We start from the raw sequence: 24,083 nt of genomic DNA, 5'->3' as shown, positions 1-24,083 counted from the left end.
ATGATAGTATCCATTATTTCTCAGGGGATGGTCTGGGCGATTCTAGGTTTGGGAATCTTTATGACTTTTCGAATTTTGAATTTTCCAGATATGACTACTGAGGGCTCTTTTCCTCTAGGAGGAGCAGTGGCTGTAACCTTGATAACACAGGGAGTCAATCCATTTTTAGCGACCTTGGCTGCAGTAGGAGCAGGTTGTCTAGCTGGTATGGCGACAGGTCTCTTATATACCAAAGGTAAAATTCCAACTCTCTTATCAGGGATTTTGGTCATGACTTCTTGCCATTCCATCATGCTCATGATTATGGGACGTGCCAATCTGGGTCTTCTTGGAACCAAGCAAATTCAGGATGTCTTGCCTTTTGATTCGGACCTCAATCAACTCCTGACAGGATTTATCTTTGTTGCCCTTGTTATTGGTCTCATGCTCTTTTTCCTAGATACCAAACTAGGTCAGGCTTACATCGCTACAGGTGATAATCCTGATATGGCTCGTAGTTTTGGAATTCATACTGGTCGTATGGAACTCATGGGGTTGGTTCTCTCAAATGGGATTATCGCGCTTGCAGGGGCCTTGATCGCTCAACAAGAAGGATATGCAGATGTTTCTAGAGGAATCGGAGTGATTGTCGTAGGGCTTGCTAGCTTGATTATTGGTGAGGTTTTGTTCAAGAGTTTGACCTTGGCAGAGCGACTCATGACCATCGTAGTAGGGTCTATCGCTTATCAGTTCCTCGTTTGGGGAGTGATTGCTCTTGGATTTAATACAAGTTATCTTCGTTTGTACAGCGCCTTGATTTTGGCAGTTTGCCTTATGATTCCAACCTTCAAAAGCAAATACCTGAAAGGAGTCAAGTTTAGCAAATGACAGCAATTGTAGAATTAAAAAATGCCACCAAAGTCATCACGAATGGCTTTGACGAGGAAAAAATCATTCTGAATGATGTTTCTCTTGAAATTTTCGAACATGATTTCATTACTATCCTAGGTGGAAATGGAGCAGGGAAGTCAACGCTTTTTAACACTATTGCAGGTACTTTACCCTTAACAAGTGGAAGTATCCGTATCATGGGGGAGGATGTGACGCATTTTTCACCTGAAAAGCGGGCTAAGTACTTGTCTCGTGTCTTTCAGGATCCTAAGATGGGTACGGCTCCCCGTATGACGGTGGCGGAAAATCTCTTGATTGCCAAGTTTCGTGGTGAGAAGAGAGGACTCCTTCCTAGGAGACTTTCAAGCCATAGAGAAGAATTTCAGACTACCATTGAAAAAGTGGGAAATGGTCTTGAGAAACATCTCGACACTCCGATTGAGTTTCTTTCAGGTGGACAACGTCAGGCCTTGAGTCTCTTGATGGCAACCTTGAAGCGACCAGAGTTGCTCTTGTTGGATGAACACACAGCAGCCCTTGACCCAAAAACAAGTGTGGCCTTGATGAAACTAACAGATGACTTTGTTAGCAAGGATCATCTGACAGCCTTGATGATTACCCACCATATGGAAGATGCGCTGAAGTATGGCAATCGTTTGATAGTCATGAAGGAAGGTCGTATCATCCAAGACCTCAATAAAGAAGAAAAAGTTAAGATGAAAATTTCAGACTACTATCAATTATTTGAATAGATGAGTTAAATAATCATCAAAAAATAGAGAAGAGAAACTTAGAAACATGCAGATGTTTCTGAGTTTTTTTACCTCCTCTTTCTATCTAGAAAAATAAGGCAAAGAGAATTACGGAAAGCGTATGAAATGGTTTACTTTTTTTCAGAAATAAGCTATACTAGTTTACGTGAAACTATGATAAGATGGAGGTATTGTGTATGGTTGACAAGCAAGTCATTGAAGAAATCAAAAACAATACCAACATTGTGGAAGTCATAGGCGACGTGATTTCTTTACAAAAGGCTGGACGGAACTATTTAGGGCTCTGTCCTTTTCATGGTGAGAAGACCCCCTCTTTCAACGTTGTGGAAGACAAGCAGTTTTATCACTGTTTTGGATGTGGGCGTTCAGGAGATGTCTTTAAGTTTATCGAAGAATACCAAGGCGTGTCCTTCATGGAGGCCGTTCAGCTCTTAGGAGAGCGCGTCGGTATTCAACTAGCCATGCCTGTCCAGTCTCGTCCCCAACAAGCTTCCCCTCATCAAGCTCTATATGATATGCATGAAGAAGCTGCCCGTTTTTACCATGCCATCCTCATGACGACCAAAATGGGAGAAGAAGCAAGGGCTTATCTCTACCAACGCGGATTGACAGATGATGTTCTGAAGCATTTCCAGATTGGGCTGGCTCCAGCAGAGAGAACCTATCTCTACCAACGTTTATCTGATAAGTTTGAGGAAAAGGATTTATTGGATTCGGGCTTGTTTTATCTGTCAGATGGCAATCAATTTTATGATACTTTTTTTGGACGGATCATCTTTCCTTTGACCAATGACAAGGGGCAGGTCATTGCCTTTTCAGGTCGTGTCTGGCAAGAAACTGATACTCAGACTGCTAAGTACAAAAATAGTCGCTCGACTGCAATTTTTAACAAGAGTTACGAATTGTATCATTTGGACAGGGCAAAAAAGGGAACAGGTAAGATTACAGAACTCTACCTGATGGAAGGCTTCATGGATGTGATCGCAGCCTACCGTGCTGGTATAGAAAATGCTGTAGCTTCCATGGGAACAGCCTTAAGCAAGGAGCATGTTGACCACCTCAAACGCTTTACCAAAAAAATTGTTCTCAGCTATGATGGCGACAAGGCAGGGCAGGCAGCAACAGCCAAGGCTTTAGAGGAGTTAAAAAACTTTTCAGTGGAGGTTGTTCGAGTACCTGATGCCATGGACCCAGATGAGTATTTGCAAAAGAATTCTGCTGAAGACCTGGCTTACCTTTTAACCAAGACTCGGATCAGTCCTATAGAGTTCTATATTCACCAACTCAAACCTGAAAATAGTGATAACTTGCAAGCGCAAATCGAATTCCTTGAAAAGATTGCGCCCCTAATCGCCAAAGAAAAGTCTATCACCGCCCAGAATTCTTATATCCACATTCTGGCGGATAATCTACCTTCTTTTGATTACCAGCAGGTGGAACAGATAGTAAATGAAAGTCGAATTGTTCAAAGGCAGGAAAGAGTCAAAGAGGAGCAACCTCCAGCAGCGATTAGTTTACCTGTAACGCGGCAACTGACAGCAGTCATGAGAGCAGAGGCTCATCTCCTCTATAGGATGGCTGAGAATCCAGTTGTTCTAAATGACTACCGATTAAGAGAAGATTTTTTCTTTGATACCCCAGAATTTCAAATTCTTTACGAATTATTAAGTGAGCAGGGAGAAATCGGCTCAGAGGAGCTTTCTCATCAGACGCCTGAGGTTGAAAATGCTTGGTACAACGTGCTTAGTCTGGATTTGCCAGCTGAGATGTTGCCTCAAGAGCTAGCGGAAGTCGAAGCGACTCGAAACCGTGCCCTCCTCAGCAAGGACAACTTAAGAATTAAAAAGAAAGTGCAGGAAGCTAGTCATGTAGGAGATACAGACACAGCCTTGGAAGAATTGCAACGATTGATTTCCCAAAAGAGAAGAATGGAGTAATAATGGCAACAAAACAAAAAGAAGTAACGACATTTGATGTGCAAGTAGCAGACTTTATCCGTAACCACAAAAAAACAGGAACAGCAACAGATGACGAAATCAATTCAAGTCTGGTTATTCCTTTTGCCCTTGATGCAGATGGCATTGAAGACCTTTTGCAACGGATTCAGGATGCTGGAATTTCTATCACAGACAACGAAGGAAATCCAAGCGCGCGTGTGCTTAGTGCAGAAGAAGAGCCAGAACTCAGTGATGAGGACTTGATTGGCTCAACTTCTGCCAAGGTTAATGACCCAGTCCGTATGTATTTGAAGGAAATCGGGGTTGTTCCTCTCTTGACCAACGAAGAGGAAAAAGAATTGGCCCTAGCTGTTGAGGCTGGTGATATTGAAGCCAAACAACGTCTTGCGGAAGCCAACCTTCGTTTGGTGGTTTCGATCGCTAAGCGCTATGTAGGGCGTGGCATGCAGTTTCTTGACTTGATCCAAGAAGGAAACATGGGCTTGATGAAGGCTGTTGACAAGTTTGACTATTCAAAAGGATTTAAGTTTTCTACTTACGCAACTTGGTGGATTCGTCAGGCGATTACCCGTGCCATCGCTGACCAGGCCCGCACTATTCGTATCCCTGTTCACATGGTTGAAACTATCAATAAATTGGTTCGTGAACAGCGAAATCTCCTTCAAGAATTGGGTCAAGATCCTACTCCTGAACAAATCGCTGAGCGTATGGATATGACACCTGACAAGGTGCGTGAAATCTTGAAAATCGCTCAAGAACCAGTATCGCTTGAAACACCGATTGGTGAAGAGGACGATAGCCATCTTGGGGACTTTATCGAAGACGAAGTGATTGAAAATCCAGTGGACTATACAACTCGTATCGTTTTGCGTGAGCAGCTGGATGAAGTCTTGGATACTCTCACAGACCGTGAAGAAAACGTTTTGCGCTTGCGCTTCGGGCTAGATGATGGGAAAATGCGTACTCTTGAGGATGTTGGTAAAGTCTTTAATGTCACTCGTGAGCGTATTCGTCAGATCGAGGCCAAGGCTTTGAGAAAATTGCGCCAACCAAGTCGCAGCAAACCCCTTCGTGATTTTATTGAAGACTAAGAGTGAGGAATAACATGGCTTATACAGAAGAGCAAATTGAAACGATCAAAACACGCATTTTAAATGCTTTGGAAGAAGTCATCGACCCTGAGTTGGGGATTGATATTGTCAATTTAGGTTTGATTTATGAAATTCGTTTTGATGGTGAAACTGGTCACACTGAAATTGATATGACCTTAACAACTATGGGCTGCCCACTGGCTGACCTCTTAACAGACCAGATACACGATGCGATGACAGAGGTGCCTGAGGTAACCAATACCGAGGTTAAATTGGTCTGGTATCCAGCTTGGACGGTTGAAAAAATGAGCCGCTATGCACGTATCGCCCTAGGAATTAAGTAAAGAGTAAGAAAAATGTGAGAGACGATTGGAAAATAGGGTAAATTCCTCTTTTTCCTCTGGTCTCTTCTTTCTTTTGCTGATTTTCTGGAAATAAAATGGTATAATGAATGGTATGGAAAACGAAAAATTGCGTGTCAATATGCTAAGTTCAAGTGAAAAAGTGGCTGGTCAGGGAGTATCAGGAGCCTACCGTGAATTGGTGCGTCTCCTACATCGTGATGCCCAAGATCAGTTAATTGTTACGGAGAATCTTCCTGTGGAGGCTGATGTAACCCACTTTCATACCATTGATTTCCCCTATTATTTATCCACTTTCCAAAAGAAACGCTCTGGGAGAAAAATTGGCTATGTGCATTTTTTGCCTGATACGCTTGAGGGGAGTTTGAAAATTCCATTTTTCTTAAAGGGAATTATCAAACGCTATGTATTTTCTTTTTACAACCGAATGGAACACTTGGTAGTGGTCAATCCCATGTTTATCGAGGATTTGGTGGCAGCTGGTATTCCACGTGAAAAAGTGACTTATATTCCAAACTTTGTAAATAAAGAAAAATGGCATCCACTGCCAGCTGACCAAGTAGCAAAACTTCGTCAGGAAATGGATTTAGCGGAAGATCAGTTTGTCGTAGTCGGTGCAGGTCAGGTTCAGAAACGAAAAGGGATAGATGATTTTATCCGCCTAGCTGAGGAATTACCAGAAATTACATTTATCTGGGCTGGAGGTTTTTCATTTGGCGGGATGACAGATGGTTATGAACGCTATAAAAAAATCATGGAGAATCCCCCTAAAAATCTAATTTTTCCAGGTATTGTTCCTCCAGAGCGAATGCGGGAGCTCTACGCTTTAGCAGATTTGTTCTTGCTACCAAGTTACAATGAACTATTCCCTATGACTATCTTAGAGGCAGCTAGTTGTGAAGCACCGATTATGTTGAGGGATTTAGATCTATACAAGGTCATCCTTGAAGGGAATTATCGTGCGACAAGTGATGTTTCAGAGATGAGAGAAGCCATTCTCGAATACAAAGATCATCCTGAAAAGTTGAAAGACTTGAAAGAAAAAGCTAGAGAGATTTCTAAAGAGTACTCCGAGGAGCATTTACTGGAAATCTGGTTGAAGTTTTATCAGGAGCAGGCAGCTCTAGGCAAGAAGTGAGGTAATCTATGCGAATTGGTTTATTTACAGATACCTATTTCCCTCAGGTTTCTGGGGTTGCGACCAGTATTCGAACCTTGAAGACAGAGCTTGAAAAGCAAGGGCATGCAGTTTTTATCTTTACAACAACTGATAAAGATGTGAATCGATACGAGGATTGGCAAATTATTCGCATTCCGAGTGTCCCTTTCTTTGCGTTTAAGGATCGACGATTTGCCTACCGAGGTTTTACAAAGGCGCTTGAAATTGCCAAGCAGTATCAACTCGACATCATTCATACCCAAACAGAATTTTCACTTGGTTTGTTAGGGATTTGGATTGCGAGAGAATTAAAAATTCCAGTTATCCATACCTACCATACCCAGTATGAAGACTATGTGCATTATATTGCTAAGGGTATGCTAATTCGTCCGAGTATGGTAAAATATTTGGTGCGTGGCTTCCTTCATGATGTAGATGGCGTGATTTGCCCTAGTGAGATTGTGCGAGACCTTCTATCTAAGTACAAAGTCAAGGTTGAAAAGCGTGTCATTCCAACTGGAATTGAGCTAGCTAAGTTTGAACGACCTGAGATCAAAGAGGAAAACTTGAAAGAACTTCGTTCGAAGTTAGGCATTCAGGAAGGCGAGAAAATGCTGCTGAGCCTTTCACGTATTTCTTATGAGAAGAATATCCAAGCAGTTCTAAATGCCTTCGCTGAGGTATTGAAAGAAGAAGATAAGGTGAAGTTGGTTGTTGCTGGAGATGGACCTTATCTGGACAGTCTGAAAGAACAAGCTGTCAAATTGCAAATTCAAGATCAGGTGATTTTTACTGGTATGATCGCCCCAAGTGAAACAGCCTTGTACTATAAGGCTGCAGATTTCTTTATCTCTGCTTCCACTAGTGAGACCCAAGGTTTGACTTATCTAGAGAGTCTAGCCAGTGGAACGCCTGTCATCGCTCATGGCAATCCTTATCTGGATAATCTGATCAGTGACAAAATGTTTGGAACACTTTATTATGGAGAACGAGAGCTTGCGGGCGCTATTCTCGAAGCCTTGATAGCTACTCCTGATATGTCTGAACAAAAGTTGGCGGATAAGTTGTATGAGATTTCGGCTGAGAATTTTGGGAAGCGAGTTCATGAGTTTTATCTCGATGCGATGATTTCAAATAAATTTGAGCAGGAACTACGTGGAGATGAGCCTATGACACAGCGATTCTTAAAAACTATTTTGTACCTACCTCAGCAGGCTGTTTCAGCTCCGGTTAAAGAGTCTAAACGAATATTAAAGGCTTCTAAAAAGCAATTGTCTAGCATCCGAGATTACTGGAGAGATTAGTAAAAATATAGGAGAATAAAAGATGGCGAAAAAATTTATGAGAAGTGGAAGAGACCAAAAAATTGGTGGTGTTTGCGCAGGAGTAGCCCACTATTTCGATATTGATCCTACAATTGTTCGTGTGATTTGGGGTGTTCTTGCCTTTTGTTATGGGGCAGGGATACTTGCTTACTTGATTTTGTGGGCAATTGCACCTGTTTCTAGCGAATATTAAAAAGAGAATCAGAATAGAACAAAGAGAAATAAAAAGGAGTCCAAATGGCTTTTGGAGATAATGGAAAACGTAAAAAAACAATGTTTGAAAAAGTAACGCTTTTTGTCGTGCTAATTATGTTGTTTGTAACCCTTGCTGGTATCTTTGCGACAGCGCTTGGAGCTTTTAGCAGATTCTAAGCAAGTTGCTAAGATAGAAATAATAACTAATGACTGGATTTTCCAGTCCTTTTTAAAGCGAGAAGAAAATATGAGTATGTTTTTAGATACAGCCAAGATCAAGGTCAAGGCTGGTAATGGTGGTGATGGTATGGTTGCCTTTCGCCGTGAAAAGTATGTCCCGAATGGCGGTCCTTGGGGTGGTGATGGTGGACGTGGAGGTAACGTCGTTTTCGTTGTGGACGAAGGCTTGCGTACCTTGATGGATTTCCGCTATAACCGCCATTTCAAGGCTGAATCCGGTGAGAAAGGGATGACTAAAGGAATGCATGGACGTGGTGCAGAAGATCTTCGTGTTCGTGTACCACAAGGAACGACTGTACGTGATGCAGAAACAGGTAAAGTCATTACAGACTTGATTGAGCATGGGCAAGAGTTTATCGTAGCTCATGGTGGTCGAGGTGGCCGAGGAAACATCCGTTTTGCGACACCAAAAAATCCTGCGCCTGAAATTTCTGAGAATGGAGAACCAGGTCAAGAACGTGAGTTGCAACTAGAATTAAAAATCTTGGCGGATGTCGGTTTGGTCGGTTTCCCATCTGTCGGAAAGTCCACTCTGCTTAGTGTCATTACTTCAGCTAAACCAAAAATCGGTGCTTACCACTTTACGACGATTGTCCCTAATTTGGGTATGGTTCGTACGCAGTCAGGTGAATCGTTTGCCGTAGCAGACCTTCCGGGTTTGATTGAAGGAGCTAGTCAGGGTGTCGGATTGGGAACCCAGTTTCTCCGTCATATCGAACGCACTCGAGTTATCCTCCATGTCATCGATATGTCTGCTAGCGAAGGACGTGATCCTTACGAGGATTACCTTGCTATCAATAAGGAATTAGAATCCTACAACCTTCGTCTCATGGAGCGCCCCCAGATCATCGTAGCCAACAAGATGGACATGCCTGAAAGTCAGGAAAATCTGGAAGCCTTCAAGAAGAAATTGGCAGCAAACTACGATGAGTTTGAAGAACTACCAGCTATCTTCCCTATTTCTGGTTTAACCAAGCAAGGTCTGGCTACCCTTTTGGATGCGACAGCTGAATTGTTGGATAAGACTCCAGAGTTCTTGCTCTATGACGAGTCTGATATGGAAGAAGAAGCTTACTATGGCTTTGATGAGGAAGAAAAAGCCTTTGAAATTAGTCGCGATGATGATGCGACATGGGTGCTTTCTGGTGAAAAACTCATGAAACTCTTTAACATGACCAACTTTGACCGTGATGAGTCTGTCATGAAGTTTGCTCGTCAGTTACGTGGTATGGGGGTTGACGAAGCCCTTCGTGCGCGTGGAGCCAAAGATGGTGATTTAGTCCGAATTGGTAAATTTGAGTTTGAATTTGTAGACTAGGAGATTGATATGGGAGATAAACCGATATCATTCCGAGATGCAGATGGAAATTTTGTTTCTGCAGCAGATGTATGGAATGAAAAGAAACTAGAAGAATTGTTTAATCGTCTCAATCCCAAACGTGCTCTTCGATTGGCACGAGAAAAAAAAGGCAATGAGAAGGCTGATAGAGAAGAAAAATAGCCTATCAACATTGATAAAACAAAACCCCGTGATTGTATTCATCACGGGGAATTTTTTAGTCATTGAAGAAAAATGGTGGCGCAAATTTTTTAAGAATTTCAAAGCAAGTCTGTGCTTCTTCAGCGTTTTCACAGATAAGAAGGCAGACATCATCACCACATACGGTGGCAATGATTTGTTTGAAATCAAGTGCATCGAGAACAGCTCCAAACGATTGGGCAAGGCCTGGCAAGGTTTTGAGGACAACCTGATGCTGGACAGGGCGTAGCATGACCAAGCCATCTTCCATATAGTTTTCCAAGCGTTTTTCCCACTTGGAGATGGAACCAGTATTTAAGACATAGTAAGAATGATCTGCTTCGCGAACCTTTGATAGATTCATGGTTTTGATATCGCGTGAGAGAGTGGCCTGTGTGACTTGGATGTCGTTTTCAGCTAGTAAAGCTTGCAACTCTGCCTGTGTATGAATCTTATTTTTAGCTACAAGTGCACGGATGAGTTGGTGTCTATGTTCAGATTTATTCATATGAGGCTGGCTCCTTTTATGAGGGGATGGTGATAGAAGACTGTGTTAAATCAATAGTTAAGTGGTAGTCTGTATTATCTCGAATTGTAATCTCAAAGTCTGTTGTGTAGAGAACAAGACGAAGTGTGTCACCTTTTTTCAGCTTGTAAATAGTTGGTTGCAGCTCTAATTGCACATCCATCCATTCATCTGTAGTAATATCCTCCACTAACAGTAAGTTATTTCTATTTTGTAAATTAAGGTAGCCTTTGGTGATGACACGTTGGGCGCTTGGAGTAAATGGCAGTTCGCAGAGATTTTCTAACATGTGGTAGCGACCGTTGTCAATGGTTCTAGCACTTAAAACAGCTGGATAAGGCTGTAGATATTTCTTTTGTCCAAGTTCCAGCAGTTGAGCAGATAATAAGCCCTTGTTTGTACTTGATTTGACACGAAGTTTTAGCTCCACTCGACCATTTAAGTGAATGTCTTGAGTTACTGGAAGGTCAATGGTGATTTGATTGGCTTTTCCTTGGTAAAGTTCTGTATTGAAAGTCTGGTAAGTCTTGCCATAACGATCAAAATCTTTTTGATCATACTGGTTTTGAATCACCTTTTCTTCAGTTCCAAGAGAGAAGGTATGCAGTTCATCTTGCTTGCCAAAGTCATCGAGACTATGCCATGTTTGAGACTCAGTATTATCTTGCCAGATGACAGTAGGAAGTTGATAGTCTGTTGTAAGGCCTAACAATTTCTTGCTTAAGAGGGCATTCATGGATTCGCGGAAGTCAATTGACTGCCAGTTATTCATATAAACATGAGCCCCATGATGGAAAAAGAGGTGCTTGTGAAGATGAGCTGGAAGAGCATGAAACATCTGATATACGTGAAGTGGTTTGACGTTCCAATCCTGAGAACCATGAGTAAAGACGACCTCAGCTTTAACCTTGTGAGCATTGAGCAGATAGTTGCGGTCATGCCAAAACTGATTGTAGTCACCAGTCTTGCGATCCAGTTGCTCTTTTACCTTCTCTAAGTCTGCCTGATGAGCTTCATTACCACGAATATAGTCACCAGCTAGGAGATTGCGGGAGTAGGTCAATTCAGCAAGTGAGTCAAAATCCTCACCTGGATAACCCCCTGGACTAGTCACCAGACCATTTTCCCGATAGTAGTTATACCAAGAGGAAATACCTGCTTCAGCGATGATCACTTCTAAGCCATCAACACCAGTTGTCGCAAGACCATTAGACATGGTTCCCAGATAGGAAATTCCTGTTGTTGCGACTTTTCCGTTTGACCAGTCAGCCTTGATTTGACGTTTGCGTGTGTGATCCGTGAAGGCACGACAACGGCCATTAAGCCAGTCAATCACATTTTTATATGCTTCGATCTGCTGGTAGTCCCCATTGGTCATGAGACCTTGGGAATCCTTGGTACCAACACCCGATACATAGAGATTGGCAAATCCTCTTGGAAGGAAGTAGTCGTTGAGAGTGTATGAACTATTGATATGAGTTAGCTTCTCTTCAGCTTCTGAGACGACTTCTGCTTGACCATGAGGTTCGACTACATTCAGCTTGGGTTCCTCAAGCTCGATGGTGTGGGGCAGTTTGACCTCAAGCTCTCCCTCCATTTTGTAGAGAGCCTTGTCGCTGGCTTTGTCGTTGGTCCCTTGGTGATAAGGGCTTGCAGTCATAAGAGCAGGAACTTGTCCATCATAACAAGGGCGAATAATGCTGACCTTGACTAAATCAGGGAGTCCGTCTTTATCAGTATCCACACGGCTCTCAACATACACGACTTCACGAATGACATTATGAGTAGAGAAGGTTGCTAAGCTTTTACCGTTAAAGTAGTGGTAGTGATTATCTTCTGAAATGAGTCCGTCACTAACAAGTTGGTTGATGAGCGTATTTCCCTTTTTGGTTCGAGTGTTGAGCAAATGGTAGAGATTTTCAATCAAATCTCCATAAATAATAGGAAAACCAGTTTTTTTACGGAATTGTTCGGCGTCTTCAAAGTCAACAAGATAGTTAAACCCTAAAAGTTGAAAAGCCACAGTATAAAAAATCTCAGGAGTCAGGTCACGATCTGACTGAAAGAAGGCAAGGAGATCAGTCTTCTTGTCAGCTGCTAGGACAGACAAAGGATAGTCGGTATTTTTATAAGTGAAAAAACTCCAGCGAACAAATTGTTCAAGTTGTTTTTTTGATGCTTGTTCTGGTGCCAGCTTCAAACCAAGCTGGGATAACTCGCGCAAAACTTGCGAATGAGAAACGTGAAGATAGCTGAATTGATTAAAACGCATGGCGCTCTCCTTTAGAAATATTCTAAATTTAGTATATCAAAAATAAGGTAAAAAAGATATTGTTGACCTGTGATGAAGTCACTTTAAAAGGAATGGTCTCTACCTTTTCATTCTAGTTTTTAAAATGGTATAATAGTATTATATCTAAAGCAAGGAGGAGAAGAAATGATTGCACAGCTCGACACCAAGACTGTTTATAGTTTTATGGAAAGTGTGGTTTCGATTGAAAAATACGTTCAAACGGCTAAAGAGTATGGCTATTCTCACCTTGCTATCATGGATGTGGATAATCTCTATGGAGCTTATCACTTTTTAGAAGTGACTCGTAAGTATGGTATCCAACCTTTAATTGGTCTTGAAATGACCTTGATTATAGACGAGAAGGCGCTTTCTTTCCGTTTTCTAGCTCTGTATACTAAAGGTTACCAAGAGTTGATGAAGTTATCCACTTTAAAAATGACTGGACGAAAAAATTGGTCTGACTTCACCAGCCACCTCGAAGATGTTGCCATTATTGTTCCTTATTTTGAAGGAATCGAACAGCTGGATTTAGGCCATGATTATTTTATCGGTGTCAGTCCAGATACTCCTCAAGAGGTCTTTACAAGACCCATTCTTCCACTCTATCAAGTCAACTCTTTTGAAAAAGAAGACCTACAGGTTTTACAAATCTTGTCAGCAGTCAAGGACAATGTCAGCCTAAGAGAAGTGGATGTGCATTCACAACAAGGAATTTTTTTACCTGCCACAGACTTGGAAGCACGTTTTATGAATCGCTTCCCTCAGGCGCTTGCCAATCTTCAAGATTTGATAGAGAATGTTAGCTACCAACTTGATCCAAGTTTAAAACTCCCTCGCTTTAATCCTGAAAGACCGGCGGTAGAAGAACTTCGTGAGAGGGCTGAGCAAGGCTTGAGTGATAAGGGGCTAACCTCAGCTACTTATCATGAGCGGCTAAATGAGGAATTAGCTGTGATTCATGATATGGGCTTTGACGACTATTTCCTTGTAGTTTGGGATTTGCTCCGTTTTGGACGCTCCCAAGGCTACTATATGGGAATGGGGCGTGGTTCTGCTGTTGGTAGTCTGGTGTCTTACTCACTTGATATAACAGGGATTGATCCGGTTGAAAAGAACCTGATTTTTGAGCGCTTTTTAAATCGTGAGCGTTACACCATGCCCGATATTGATATTGACATTCCTGACCTATATAGACCAGAGTTCATTCGTTATGTTCGTGATCGCTATGGTAGCCAACACGTTGCGCAGATTGTCACTTATTCGACCTTTGGAGCAAAACAGGCAATTCGTGATGTTTTCAAACGCTATGGTGTTCCAGAGTACGAATTAACAAATATTACGAAAAAAATCAGTTTCCGAGATACGCTAACGACAGCTTATGAAAAGAATTTGCAATTTAGGCAGGTTATCAATAGTAAGATTGAATACCAAAAAGCTTTTGAGATTTCTCGAAAGATTGAAGGTTATCCTCGTCAGACCTCTATCCATGCAGCAGGAGTCGTTATGAGTGACCAAGACTTGACGGACTATATTCCTCTAAAATATGGTGAGGATATGCTCATCACCCAGTATGATGCTCATGGTGTTGAAGCTAATGGTCTTCTAAAAATGGATTTCCTGGGCTTACGTAACTTGACTTTCGTACAAAAAATGCAAGAATTGCTTGCGGAATCAGAAGGTATACATCTAAAAATTGAAGAGATTGATCTGGAAGACAAAGAAACCATGGCTCTCTTTGCGGCTGGAAATACTAAAGGTATTTTCCAGTTTGAACAACCTGGTGCCATTCGACTCTTGAAACGAGTCAAGCCGCAAGTTTTCGAAGAAGTGGTGGCAACGACATCCCTCAACAGACCAGGTGCTAGTGATTATATCGATAATTTTGTGGCTCGTAAGCACGGCAAGGAAAAGGTGACGGTGCTGGATCCTGCCTTGGAGGACATCCTGTCATCAACCTACGGTATTATGCTTTACCAAGAGCAAGTTATGCAGGTGGCTCAGCGCTTTGGAGGATTCAGTCTTGGGAAAGCCGACATTCTCAGACGAGCCATGGGTAAGAAAAATGCTAAAGAGATGCATTTGATGAAGGAAGATTTTATCACAGGGGCTATGAAACTTGGGCATTCAGAAGAAAAAGCCAACCAAGTTTTTGCAGTGATGGAAAAGTTTGCAGGCTATGGATTTAATAGATCTCACGCCTACGCCTACTCAGCCCTGGCTTTCCAGCTTGCCTATTTCAAGACGCACTATCCTGCTATTTTCTTTCAAGTCATGTTGAATTATTCTAGTAGTGATTACATTGTAGATGCATTGCAGATGGGCTTTGAAGTAGCTCAATTAGCAATCAACACTATTCCCTATCATGATAAGATTGCACAGAAGAAAATCTATCTTGGTCTAAAAGCCATTAAGGGTATGCCAAGAGATTTGTCTTATTGGATCATCGAAAATCGTCCTTTCTCAAGCATTGAAGATTTCGTCACGCGTCTTCCTAAGAATTACAAGAAACTCTCACTTTTGACGCCTTTAGTTGAACTGGGGCTTTTTGATGAATTTGACAAGAATCGCCAGAAAATCCTAGTGAATCTGTCCAATTTGTTTGTTTTTGTTGAGGAGTTAGGAGGACTCTTTGCGGATGCAAACTATAGTTGGACTGAGGCTGATGATTTTACAGAGGCAGAAAAATTTTATAAGGAGCAGGAACTGATTGGAGTTGGAATCAGTGCCCATCCTCTACAAACTCTTGCCAAACAAGCCCTATATCCGACGGCGCCAATCGCTAATCTAACCGAGGGAGCTCAAGCTACTCTTCTAGTTGAAGTGCAAAAAATAAAAGTCATTCGAACTAAGAAAGGCGAGAGTATGGCCTTTCTACAGGTTCATGACAGTAAGTCTCGGCTGGATGTAACTGTATTTTCTGACCAATATCGAAAATTCGCTTCCATTTTATCCGAAGGAAAATTCTACTATATCAATGGCAAGGTTCAATCTCGAGATGGTCGTCTGCAAATGATTGCACAAGATTTGAAAGAAGCAGTCGCTGAACGATTCTGGATTCAAGTTAAAAATCACGACAACGATAAAGAGATTTCAAATATCTTGGAACAATATAAAGGCCCTATTCCTGTTATTATCAGATATGTAGAGGAAGAAAAAACAATTGTTTCCTCCCGTTATTTTGTAAAAAAAGACCCTGCTTTACAGGAAAAATTAGAGGGAATTGCTATGAAAACGATTTATCGCTAAAAATACGAAAAATAGAAGAATTTTCAAATGAAATGTGGTATAATCAATAAGAATGTTAAAAGAAAAAGGAGCAAAACCAAATGAAACGTATTGCTGTTTTGACTAGCGGTGGAGACGCCCCTGGTATGAACGCTGCCATCCGTGCAGTAGTTCGTCAAGCAATCTCAGAAGGAATGGAAGTCTTTGGTATCTATGATGGGTACGCAGGGATGGTTGCCGGTGAAATCTATCCACTTGATGCTGCTTCAGTTGGAGACATCATTTCACGTGGTGGTACTTTCCTTCACTCTGCTCGTTACCCTGAGTTTGCACAACTTGAAGGTCAACTTAAAGGGATTGAGCAGTTGAAAAAACACGGTATCGAAGGTGTCGTTGTTATCGGTGGTGACGGTTCTTATCACGGAGCTATGCGCTTGACTGAGCATGGATTCCCTGCTATCGGACTTCCAGGTACAATCGATAACGATATCGTAGGTACTGACTTCACAATCGGATTTGATACTGCAGTTACTACTGCAATGGATGCGATTGATAAGATTCGTGATACATCATCAAGTCACCGTCGTACTTTCGTTGTAGAAGTAATGGGACGTAACGCTGGTGATATCGCACTTTGGGCAGGTATTGCTACTGGTGCCGATGAAATCATTATTCCTGAAGAAGGCTTCAAGATGGAAGATATCGTAGCTAGTATCAAAGCTGGTTACGAATGCGGTAAAAAACACAACATCATCGTTTTGGCCGAGGGGGTTATGTCAGCCGATGAATTCGGTAAAAAACTCAAGGAAGCAGGAGATACTAGTGACCTTCGTGTGACTGAGCTTGGACATATCCAACGTGGTGGTTCACCAACCGCTCGTGACCGTGTATTAGCGTCACGTATGGGAGCACACGCTGTTAAACTTCTCAAACAAGGAATCGGTGGTGTCGCTGTTGGTATTCGTAATGAGAAAATGGTTGAAAACCCAATTCTTGGAACAGCAGAAGAAGGAGCCTTGTTCAGCCTAACTGCTGATGGCAAAATCGTTGTTAACAACCCTCACAAAGCTGACCTTGGACTTGCTAGCTTGAACAAGAGCTTGTCATAATCAACTTTAACTAATCTGGTAAAATGACCATAAAAGGTCAAATTATATAAAGGAGTCACAAATCATGAATAAACGTGTAAAAATCGTTGCAACTTTGGGTCCTGCGGTTGAAATCCGTGGTGGAAAGAAATTCGGTGATGACGGATACTGGGGTGAAAAACTTGACGTTGAAGCTTCAGCAAAAAACATTGCTAAATTGATTGAAGCAGGAGCAAACACTTTCCGTTTCAACTTCTCACACGGTGACCACCAAGAACAAGGTGAACGTATGGCAACTGTTAAACTTGCAGAAAAACTTGCAGGTAAAAAAGTTGGTTTCCTTCTTGATACTAAAGGACCAGAAATCCGTACTGAATTGTTCGAAGGTGAAGCTAAAGAGTACTCATACAAAACTGGTGAAAAAATCCGTGTTGCAACTAAACAAGGAATCAAATCAACTCGTGAAGTGATTGCTTTGAACGTTGCGGGTGCTCTTGACATCTACGACGATGTTGAAGTTGGTCGTCAAGTATTGGTTGACGATGGTAAACTTGGTCTTCGCGTTGTTGCTAAAGACGATGCAACTCGTGAATTTGAAGTTGAAGTTGAAAACGACGGAATTATCGCTAAACAAAAAGGTGTAAACATCCCTAACACTAAAATTCCTTTCCCAGCACTTGCTGAACGTGATAACGATGATATCCGTTTCGGTCTTGAGCAAGGTATTAACTTCATCGCGATCTCATTCGTACGTACTGCAAAAGACGTGAATGAAGTTCGTGCAATCTGTGAAGAAACTGGAAACGGGCATGTTCAATTGTTCGCTAAAATCGAAAACCAACAAGGTATCGACAACTTGGATGAAATCATCGAAGCTGCTGACGGTATCATGATTGCTCGTGGTGACATGGGTATTGAAGTACCATTTGAAATGGTTCCAGTTTACCAAAAAATGATTATCACTAAAGTTAACGCAGCTGGTAAAGTTGTTATCACAGCAACAAACATGCTTGAAACTATGACTGAAAAACCACGTGCTACTCGTTCAGAAGTATCAGACGTATTTAACGCTGTTATCGACGGAACTGACGCAACAATGCTTTCAGGTGAGTCTGCAAATGGTAAATACCCACTTGAGTCAGTTACAACAATGGCTACAATTGACAAGAACGCTCAAACTCTTCTTAACGAATACGGACGTTTGAACTCAGATACTTTCGAACGTAACTCTAAGACAGAAGTTATGGCTTCAGCAGTTAAAGATGCAACAAACTCAATGGACATCAAATTGGTTGTAACTCTTACTAAGACTGGTCACACTGCACGTTTGATCTCTAAATACCGTCCAAATGCTGATATCTTGGCATTGACATTTGACGAATTGACAGAACGTGGATTGATGTTGAACTGGGGTGTTATCCCAATGTTGACAGATGCTCCATCATCAACTGACGATATGTTCGAAATCGCTGAACGTAAAGCAGTTGAAGCAGGTCTTGTACAATCTGGTGACGATATCGTTATCGTTGCAGGTGTACCGCTTGGAGAAGCTGTCCGTACAAACACGATGCGTATCCGTACAGTACGTTAATCTAAACTTTTAAAAGCCTATCATACCAAGCTTTTGTGCTTGTATGATGGGTCTTTTTTCTATTTTAGAAGATAAAAAGAGAGAGATTTTTATTAAACAGAAATGGGAAAAATAAGAGAACTATGGTATAATAGAATGTAAAGACCTTTTTAGTAAATTTTGAAAGAGTATAACATGAGAAAAATTGTCATCAATGGTGGACATCCATTGCAAGGTGAGATCACCATTAGCGGTGCTAAGAATAGTGTTGTAGCATTAATCCCTGCTATTATACTGGCAGATGATGTAGTCACTTTGGATTGTGTCCCAGATATTTCAGACGTTGCTAGTCTTGTAGAGATTATGGAAATCATGGGAGCGAAAGTAAAACGCTATGATGATGTTTTGGAGATTGATCCGAGAGGTGTTCAAAACATTCCTATGCCTTATGGTAAGATTAATAGCCTTCGTGCTTCTTATTATTTCTATGGAAGTCTGTTAGGTCGCTTTGGTGAAGCAACAGTTGGACTTCCTGGTGGATGTGATTTGGGACCTCGTCCGATTGACCTTCACTTAAAAGCTTTTGAAGCCATGGGAGCTAAGGTGAGCTATGAGGGAGACAATATGAATTTGTCTGCTCAGGGTAAGGGACTTCACGGCGCAAGTATCTACATGGATACTGTCAGCGTTGGTGCAACTATTAACACCATGATTGCTGCAGTAAAAGCTAAGGGACGTACTGTCATTGAAAATGCGGCCCGTGAACCAGAAATCATCGATGTGGCTACCCTTTTGAATAACATGGGGGCTCACATTCGTGGTGCAGGGACTGATATTATCATCATTGATGGTGTCGAGCAACTTCATGGGACGCGTCACCAAGTTATTCCAGACCGCATTGAAGCAGGAACCTATATTTCACTTGCTGCAGCAGTTGGTGAAGGAATTCGTATTAACAACGTTCTCTATGAACACTTAGAAGGGTTTATCGCCAAACTAGAGGAAATGGGCGTTCGTATGACGGTCTCAGAAGACAGCATCTTCGTTGAAGAACAGTCCGATTTGAGGGCCATCAATATCAAAACTGCACCCTATCCTGGGTTTGCAACTGATTTGCAACAACCAATCACACCACTTTTACTAACTGCTCAAGGTCGTGGTACCATTATTGACACCATTTACGAAAAACGTGTCAACCATGTTTTTGAGTTAGCAAAAATGGATGCGGATATTACGACTACAAATGACCATATTTTCTACACTGGTGGGCGTGTTCTACATGGTGCCAAGGTGAAAGCTACAGATCTTCGTGCTGGTGCTGCACTTGTCATCTCTGGTTTGATGGCTCAAGGCCAGACTGAAATTACAAATATTGAGTTTATCCTTCGTGGTTACTCAGATATTATTGAAAAATTGCGTAGTCTTGGAGCGGATATTACACTTGTTGAAGACTAAACCGTTGAGGTGATTATGAATATTTGGACCAAATTAGCAATGTTTTCTTTCTTTGAAACGGAGCGCTTGTATTTGCGTCCTTTCTTTTTTAGTGACAGCCAAGCTTTTTATGAGATTGCTTCCAATCCTGAAAATCTGCAATTTATTTTTCCTTGCCAAGCAAGTTTAGAGGAGAGTCAATACGCACTTGCCAACTATTTTATGAAGGCTCCTTTGGGTGTTTGGGCAATTTGTAGCCAAGACAATCAGGAAATGATTGGTTCCATCAAGTTTGAAAAAATAGACGAAATCAAAAAAGAAGCTGAGATTGGATATTTCTTAAGAAAGGATTCTTGGTCGCAAGGTTTTATGACAGAAGTAGTTACCAAACTTTGTCAGCTTTCATTTGAAGAATTTGGTTTAAAACAATTATCCATCATCACTCATTTGGAGAATCAAGCTAGTCAAAAAGTAGCCTTAAAATCGGGCTTTAGTCTCTTCCGACAGTTTAAGGGGAGCGATCGCTATACACGAAAAATGAGAGACTACCTTGAATTTCGATACGTTAAAGGAGAATTCAGTGAGTAAACACCAAGAAATCTTAAGTTATCTGGAAGAGTTACCAATAGGAAAACGTGTCAGCGTTCGTAGTATTTCCAATCACTTGGGTGTTAGTGATGGAACGGCTTATCGTGCTATTAAAGAAGCTGAAAATCGTGGAATTGTAGAAACCCGTCCTCGTAGTGGAACCATTCGTGTGAAATCTCAGAAAGTGGCTATTGAGCGACTAACCTATGCTGAAATTGCAGAAGTAACTTCCTCTGAAATCTTGGCTGGTCAGGAAGGGCTTGAGAGAGAGTTTAGCAAATTCTCCATTGGGGCTATGACAGAGCAGAATATCTTGTCCTATCTGAATGATGGTGGTTTGTTAATCGTCGGAGACCGTACTCGTATTCAACTTTTAGCTCTGGAAAATGAAAATGCGGTCCTCGTAACCGGTGGATTTCATGTGCACGAGGATGTACTGAAACTTGCTAATCAGAAAGGAATTCCTGTTTTACGAAGCAAGCATGATACCTTTACAGTTGCGACCATGATCAACAGAGCCTTGTCAAATGTGCAGATTAAGACAGATATTTTAACAGTTGAAAAGCTCTATCGTCCTAGCCATGAGTATGGTTTTTTGAGAGAAACAGACACAGTGAAAGATTATCTAGACTTGGTACGCAAGAATCGAAGTAGTCGTTTCCCAGTCATCAATCAGCATCAAGTGGTTGTGGGAGTTGTTACCATGCGTGATGCAGGGGACAAATCCCCTAGCACGACGATTGATAAGGTGATGACGCGCAGCATTTTCGTGACAGGATTAGCGACCAATATTGCCAATGTCAGTCAACGGATGATAGCAGAAGACTTTGAGATGGTCCCAGTCGTGAGAAGCAATCAAACTTTGCTCGGAGTTGTAACGAGACGAGATGTTATGGATAAGATGAGTCGTTCTCAAGTTTCAGCCTTGCCGACCTTTTCAGAGCAAATCGGTCAGAAGTTATCTTATCATCACGACGAAGTTGTGATTACAGTTGAGCCCTTTATGCTTGAGAAGAACGGAGTTTTGGCAAATGGTGTTCTTGCTGAAATTTTAACTCACATGACACAGGATTTGGTGGCAAATAGCAGACGCAATTTAATCATCGAGCAGATGCTGATTTACTTCTTACAAGCTGTTCAGATAGATGATACTTTGCGGATTCAGGCACGCATTATTCACCACACGAGACGTTCAGCCATTATTGATTATGATATTTATCATGGTCATCAGATTGTTTCAAAAGCAAATGTTACGGTTAAAATTAATTAGAATCTAGGAGAAAAAATGATAACTTTAAAATCAGCACGTGAAATCGAAGCCATGGACAAGGCTGGTGATTTCCTAGCAAGTATCCATATCGGCTTACGTGATTTGATTAAGCCAGGCGTAGATATGTGGGAAGTTGAAGAGTATGTTCGTCGACGTTGTAAAGAGGAGAATTTTCTTCCTCTACAGATTGGCGTGGATGGTGCAGTTATGGATTACCCCTATGCTACTTGTTGCTCTCTCAACGACGAAGTAGCTCACGCTTTTCCACGTCATTACATCTTGAAAGATGGCGATTTGCTCAAGGTTGACATGGTACTTGGTGGTCCGATTGCCAAATCCGATCTCAATGTATCTAAACTCAACTTTAATAATGTTGAGCAAATGAAAAAATACACCCAGAGCTATACTGGTGGTTTAGCTGACTCATGTTGGGCTTATGCGGTTGGTAAACCGTCTGAAGAAGTGAAAAACTTGATGGACGTGACCAAGGAAGCTATGTATATAGGGATTGAGAAAGCAGTTGTTGGCAATCGCATCGGTGACATCGGTGCAGCCATTCAGGAATACGCTGAAAGTCGCGGTTATGGTGTCGTTCGTGATTTGGTTGGTCATGGTGTTGGTCCAACTATGCACGAAGAACCAATGGTTCCTAACTACGGTATTGCAGGCCGTGGACTCCGTCTCCGTGAAGGAATGGTGCTAACCATTGAACCCATGATCAATACTGGTGACTGGGAAATTGATACAGATATGAAGACTGGCTGGGCTCATAAGACAATTGATGGTGGTCTATCGTGCCAATATGAACACCAGTTCGTGATTACCAAAGATGGACCTGTTATTTTGACTAGTCAAGGTGAAGAAGGAACGTATTAAAATGAAGGGAGCTCGTACCGCCCCCAAAAAGTTAGACAGAAAAATCAGCTCTTTGTCAACTGTAGTGAGTTGAAGTCAGCTAAGATCTAGAAAGGACGAATTTCGTCCTTTCTTTTTTGATGTTCAAAGCGATGAAAATCCTTTTTTTGAAGTTTTCAAAGTTCCGAAAACCAAAGGCATTTCGTTTGATGAGTTTAATGAGGTTATTAGTAGCTTTTCATTATAGATCTTATGGGACTTTTTTCTACAACAAAATAGGCTCCATAAGATCTATAGGGGATTTACCCACTACAAATATTATAGAGCTTTTTTTGTACAAGGTTTCTAAATAAGCTGATTAAATTCCTATTTTTCCCTATCATTGTCCCTGTTTTTTCTTAGAGTTAGGAATTATAATAGACTTATCAAATCAAAGAATGGAGGAAGGCAATGGACAATGTAATCTTTTTTATTAGTGTTTTTCTTGCTGGAATTCTTTCCTTCTTTTCTCCTTGTATCTTACCCTTGTTGCCAGTCTATGCAGGGGTCTTGTTGGATGATAAAGATGGTGCTCAGGCTTCCAGCGGAAAATTTTCAATCTCAGTCGTTAGTCTATTGCGAACTTTGGCCTTTATAGCAGGGATATCCTTTATCTTTATCTTACTGGGCTATGGAGCTGGTTTTTTAGGCAATTTGCTGTATGCTTCCTGGTTTCAGTATGTGACGGGTGCAGTTATCATTCTCTTGGGCTTACACCAGATGGAAGTCTTACATTTGAAGGGGCTCTACAAGGAAAAAAGGCTACAATTAAAGAGACAGGGTCAAAACGCTAACGGCTATAGTCAGGCATTTTTACTGGGGTTGACCTTTAGTTTTGCTTGGACGCCATGTGTGGGGCCAGTTCTGGGGTATGTTTTGGCCTTAGCGGCTTCAGGTGGCTCAGGTGCTTGGCAGGGAGCTGGTCTCATGTTGGTTTATACGCTGGGTTTGGCACTACCATTTTTGGTTCTAGCTCTCGCCTCCAGCTATGTTTTGAAACATTTCCGAAAACTCCATCCCTACCTCGGAACCCTCAAAAAAGTGGGTGGTTTCCTCATTATCCTGATGGGAATCTTGGTGCTTTTGGGAAATGCTTCCATTTTGACTACATTATTTGAATAGAGAGGAAAAAGAAATGAAAAAATGGCAAACATGTCTCCTTGGAGTAGGCTCAATCTGTTGCTTGGCAGCTTGTTCGGCTAAAAACATGTCAGACGAATCAACTATGAAGGAGCAAACCAAAACAGAACAAGTCGGTGCGCAAACTGCGACTAAAGGTCAGGCAGTCGCTGATTTTGAACTAACAGGAGTAGATGGTAAGACCTATCGTTTATCTGACTACAAAGGCAAGAAAGTCTATCTTAAATTCTGGGCTTCTTGGTGTTCCATCTGTCTAGCCAGCCTTCCAGATACGGACGAAATTGCTAAGGATGCTGGTGATGACTACGTGGTCTTGACGGTGGTATCTCCTGGCCACAAGGGGGAGCAAGCAGAAGCGGACTTTAAGAACTGGTACAAGGGTTTGGATTATAAAAATTTTCCAGTTCTAATTGATCCGTCAGGCAAACTTTTGGAAAGTTATGGTGTTCGTTCTTACCCGACTCAAGCCTTTATAGACAAGGAAGGCAAGCTGGTCAAAACGCAACCAGGTTTTATGGATAAGGATATGATTTTAAAAGAATTGAACGAAATGGGGTAGAGAA

The 24,083-nt window shown here is 41.7% G+C and carries 22 protein-coding genes and 1 pseudogene; 20 read left to right on the top strand and 3 right to left on the bottom strand.

Features of this window, described 5'->3' with window-relative positions; genetic code table 11:
• From D8852_RS07890 to D8852_RS07840, 11 genes are all read left to right on the top strand, one after another.
• The gene (locus tag D8852_RS07890; RefSeq protein ID WP_061409118.1) at positions 1-867 is read left to right on the top strand and encodes an ABC transporter permease; all 867 of its coding nucleotides are present in this window, start codon (positions 1-3) and stop codon (positions 865-867) included.
• On the top strand, positions 864-1,622 hold the full coding sequence (locus D8852_RS07885) for an ABC transporter ATP-binding protein (protein WP_125425346.1): 759 nt from the start codon (positions 864-866) through the stop codon (positions 1,620-1,622). Before D8852_RS07890 ends, D8852_RS07885 begins: the two co-directional genes overlap by 4 nt.
• 197 nt (positions 1,623-1,819) lie before the next feature.
• The gene (gene dnaG, locus D8852_RS07880; protein WP_125425378.1) at positions 1,820-3,580 is read left to right on the top strand and encodes a DNA primase; all 1,761 of its coding nucleotides are present in this window, start codon (positions 1,820-1,822) and stop codon (positions 3,578-3,580) included.
• Positions 3,581-3,582: 2 nt separating this feature from the next.
• On the top strand, positions 3,583-4,692 hold the full coding sequence (gene rpoD, locus D8852_RS07875; RefSeq protein WP_000201890.1) for an RNA polymerase sigma factor RpoD: 1,110 nt from the start codon (positions 3,583-3,585) through the stop codon (positions 4,690-4,692).
• A gap of 14 nt (positions 4,693-4,706) precedes the next feature.
• Complete coding sequence (locus tag D8852_RS07870; RefSeq protein WP_000331932.1) at positions 4,707-5,036, top strand: metal-sulfur cluster assembly factor; 330 nt, start codon at positions 4,707-4,709, stop codon at positions 5,034-5,036.
• Positions 5,037-5,148: 112 nt separating this feature from the next.
• The gene (locus D8852_RS07865; protein ID WP_185755604.1) at positions 5,149-6,192 is read left to right on the top strand and encodes a glycosyltransferase family 4 protein; all 1,044 of its coding nucleotides are present in this window, start codon (positions 5,149-5,151) and stop codon (positions 6,190-6,192) included.
• Positions 6,193-6,200: 8 nt separating this feature from the next.
• Positions 6,201-7,517: a glycosyltransferase family 4 protein gene (locus D8852_RS07860; protein ID WP_125425345.1), complete on the top strand. Its 1,317-nt coding sequence runs from the start codon at positions 6,201-6,203 to the stop codon at positions 7,515-7,517.
• A gap of 22 nt (positions 7,518-7,539) precedes the next feature.
• Positions 7,540-7,731, top strand: coding sequence for a PspC domain-containing protein (locus tag D8852_RS07855; RefSeq protein WP_185755603.1), 192 nt, complete (start codon positions 7,540-7,542; stop codon positions 7,729-7,731).
• Positions 7,732-7,775: 44 nt separating this feature from the next.
• Positions 7,776-7,910: a DUF4044 domain-containing protein gene (locus tag D8852_RS07850; protein WP_000863854.1), complete on the top strand. Its 135-nt coding sequence runs from the start codon at positions 7,776-7,778 to the stop codon at positions 7,908-7,910.
• A gap of 70 nt (positions 7,911-7,980) precedes the next feature.
• Positions 7,981-9,291, top strand: coding sequence for a GTPase ObgE (gene obgE / locus D8852_RS07845; RefSeq protein ID WP_125425344.1), 1,311 nt, complete (start codon positions 7,981-7,983; stop codon positions 9,289-9,291).
• A gap of 9 nt (positions 9,292-9,300) precedes the next feature.
• Entirely contained in the window at positions 9,301-9,474 is a 174-nt protein-coding gene (locus tag D8852_RS07840) for a hypothetical protein (protein ID WP_038805106.1), read from the top strand.
• Positions 9,475-9,529: 55 nt separating this feature from the next.
• Here D8852_RS07840 and D8852_RS07835 read toward each other — a convergent pair whose 3' ends face one another.
• Both D8852_RS07835 and D8852_RS07830 read right to left on the bottom strand, forming a co-directional pair.
• A complete protein-coding gene (locus tag D8852_RS07835; RefSeq protein ID WP_001043005.1) occupies positions 9,530-10,000 on the bottom strand; it encodes an arginine repressor in 471 nt (156 codons plus the stop codon).
• A gap of 16 nt (positions 10,001-10,016) precedes the next feature.
• On the bottom strand, positions 10,017-12,290 hold the full coding sequence (locus D8852_RS07830) for a Xaa-Pro dipeptidyl-peptidase (protein WP_125425343.1): 2,274 nt from the start codon (positions 12,288-12,290) through the stop codon (positions 10,017-10,019).
• Positions 12,291-12,455: 165 nt separating this feature from the next.
• Between D8852_RS07830 and D8852_RS07825 the strand changes: the two genes are divergently transcribed.
• The 7 genes from D8852_RS07825 (at position 12,456) to D8852_RS07795 (ending at position 22,362) form a co-directional block, all read left to right on the top strand.
• Positions 12,456-15,557 (top strand): DNA polymerase III subunit alpha, encoded by a 3,102-nt coding sequence (locus tag D8852_RS07825; RefSeq protein ID WP_125425342.1) that lies wholly within the window; start codon positions 12,456-12,458, stop codon positions 15,555-15,557.
• 80 nt (positions 15,558-15,637) lie between these two features.
• Entirely contained in the window at positions 15,638-16,645 is a 1,008-nt protein-coding gene (pfkA, locus tag D8852_RS07820) for a 6-phosphofructokinase (protein WP_000820880.1), read from the top strand.
• Positions 16,646-16,709: 64 nt separating this feature from the next.
• Positions 16,710-18,215, top strand: coding sequence for a pyruvate kinase (gene pyk, locus D8852_RS07815; protein ID WP_001042794.1), 1,506 nt, complete (start codon positions 16,710-16,712; stop codon positions 18,213-18,215).
• 174 nt (positions 18,216-18,389) lie between these two features.
• Positions 18,390-19,649, top strand: coding sequence for a UDP-N-acetylglucosamine 1-carboxyvinyltransferase (locus D8852_RS07810; protein ID WP_125425341.1), 1,260 nt, complete (start codon positions 18,390-18,392; stop codon positions 19,647-19,649).
• 15 nt (positions 19,650-19,664) lie between these two features.
• The gene (locus tag D8852_RS07805; protein ID WP_125399110.1) at positions 19,665-20,216 is read left to right on the top strand and encodes a GNAT family N-acetyltransferase; all 552 of its coding nucleotides are present in this window, start codon (positions 19,665-19,667) and stop codon (positions 20,214-20,216) included.
• Complete coding sequence (spxR, locus tag D8852_RS07800) at positions 20,209-21,486, top strand: CBS-HotDog domain-containing transcription factor SpxR (RefSeq protein WP_125425340.1); 1,278 nt, start codon at positions 20,209-20,211, stop codon at positions 21,484-21,486. The genes D8852_RS07805 and spxR overlap by 8 nt, the downstream gene beginning before the upstream one ends.
• A 15-nt stretch (positions 21,487-21,501) precedes the next feature.
• Positions 21,502-22,362 carry a methionyl aminopeptidase gene (locus D8852_RS07795; protein ID WP_084880654.1) on the top strand — a complete coding sequence of 287 codons (861 nt, stop codon included), beginning with the start codon at positions 21,502-21,504 and terminating at the stop codon, positions 22,360-22,362.
• 79 nt (positions 22,363-22,441) lie between these two features.
• Here the strand turns inward: D8852_RS07795 and D8852_RS07790 are convergent.
• Positions 22,442-22,579, bottom strand: a pseudogene (locus tag D8852_RS07790) (transposase); the annotation flags it as partial.
• A gap of 212 nt (positions 22,580-22,791) precedes the next feature.
• Between D8852_RS07790 and ccdA2 the strand changes: the two are divergent.
• Together ccdA2 and D8852_RS07780 are read left to right on the top strand one after the other, a co-directional pair.
• Positions 22,792-23,502: a thiol-disulfide oxidoreductase-associated membrane protein CcdA2 gene (ccdA2, locus tag D8852_RS07785; protein ID WP_125425339.1), complete on the top strand. Its 711-nt coding sequence runs from the start codon at positions 22,792-22,794 to the stop codon at positions 23,500-23,502.
• A 13-nt stretch (positions 23,503-23,515) separates the two neighbouring features.
• Complete coding sequence (locus D8852_RS07780; RefSeq protein ID WP_125425338.1) at positions 23,516-24,079, top strand: redoxin family protein; 564 nt, start codon at positions 23,516-23,518, stop codon at positions 24,077-24,079.
• Positions 24,080-24,083 lie beyond the last annotated feature (4 nt).

The sequence above is a fragment of the Streptococcus mitis genome, from assembly GCF_003942695.1.
Taxonomy (GTDB): Bacteria; Bacillota; Bacilli; order Lactobacillales; family Streptococcaceae; genus Streptococcus; species Streptococcus mitis_BD.
Note: the sequence above shows the minus strand (reverse complement) of the source record. Positions and strands in the feature narration are given on the sequence as shown.

Bases quoted from the DNA above. Each gene is read 5' to 3' on its own strand.
- D8852_RS07890 (WP_061409118.1), top strand. From the start codon at position 1: ATGATAGTATCCATTATTTCTCAGGGGATGGTCTGGGCGATTCTAGGT.
- D8852_RS07885 (WP_125425346.1), top strand. From the start codon at position 864: ATGACAGCAATTGTAGAATTAAAAAATGCCACCAAAGTCATCACGAAT.
- dnaG (WP_125425378.1), top strand. From the start codon at position 1,820: ATGGTTGACAAGCAAGTCATTGAAGAAATCAAAAACAATACCAACATT.
- rpoD (WP_000201890.1), top strand. From the start codon at position 3,583: ATGGCAACAAAACAAAAAGAAGTAACGACATTTGATGTGCAAGTAGCA.
- D8852_RS07870 (WP_000331932.1), top strand. From the start codon at position 4,707: ATGGCTTATACAGAAGAGCAAATTGAAACGATCAAAACACGCATTTTA.
- D8852_RS07865 (WP_185755604.1), top strand. From the start codon at position 5,149: ATGGAAAACGAAAAATTGCGTGTCAATATGCTAAGTTCAAGTGAAAAA.
- D8852_RS07860 (WP_125425345.1), top strand. From the start codon at position 6,201: ATGCGAATTGGTTTATTTACAGATACCTATTTCCCTCAGGTTTCTGGG.
- D8852_RS07855 (WP_185755603.1), top strand. From the start codon at position 7,540: ATGGCGAAAAAATTTATGAGAAGTGGAAGAGACCAAAAAATTGGTGGT.
- D8852_RS07850 (WP_000863854.1), top strand. From the start codon at position 7,776: ATGGCTTTTGGAGATAATGGAAAACGTAAAAAAACAATGTTTGAAAAA.
- obgE (WP_125425344.1), top strand. From the start codon at position 7,981: ATGAGTATGTTTTTAGATACAGCCAAGATCAAGGTCAAGGCTGGTAAT.
- D8852_RS07840 (WP_038805106.1), top strand. From the start codon at position 9,301: ATGGGAGATAAACCGATATCATTCCGAGATGCAGATGGAAATTTTGTT.
- D8852_RS07835 (WP_001043005.1), bottom strand. From the start codon at position 10,000: ATGAATAAATCTGAACATAGACACCAACTCATCCGTGCACTTGTAGCT.
- D8852_RS07830 (WP_125425343.1), bottom strand. From the start codon at position 12,290: ATGCGTTTTAATCAATTCAGCTATCTTCACGTTTCTCATTCGCAAGTT.
- D8852_RS07825 (WP_125425342.1), top strand. From the start codon at position 12,456: ATGATTGCACAGCTCGACACCAAGACTGTTTATAGTTTTATGGAAAGT.
- pfkA (WP_000820880.1), top strand. From the start codon at position 15,638: ATGAAACGTATTGCTGTTTTGACTAGCGGTGGAGACGCCCCTGGTATG.
- pyk (WP_001042794.1), top strand. From the start codon at position 16,710: ATGAATAAACGTGTAAAAATCGTTGCAACTTTGGGTCCTGCGGTTGAA.
- D8852_RS07810 (WP_125425341.1), top strand. From the start codon at position 18,390: ATGAGAAAAATTGTCATCAATGGTGGACATCCATTGCAAGGTGAGATC.
- D8852_RS07805 (WP_125399110.1), top strand. From the start codon at position 19,665: ATGAATATTTGGACCAAATTAGCAATGTTTTCTTTCTTTGAAACGGAG.
- D8852_RS07795 (WP_084880654.1), top strand. From the start codon at position 21,502: ATGATAACTTTAAAATCAGCACGTGAAATCGAAGCCATGGACAAGGCT.
- ccdA2 (WP_125425339.1), top strand. From the start codon at position 22,792: ATGGACAATGTAATCTTTTTTATTAGTGTTTTTCTTGCTGGAATTCTT.
- D8852_RS07780 (WP_125425338.1), top strand. From the start codon at position 23,516: ATGAAAAAATGGCAAACATGTCTCCTTGGAGTAGGCTCAATCTGTTGC.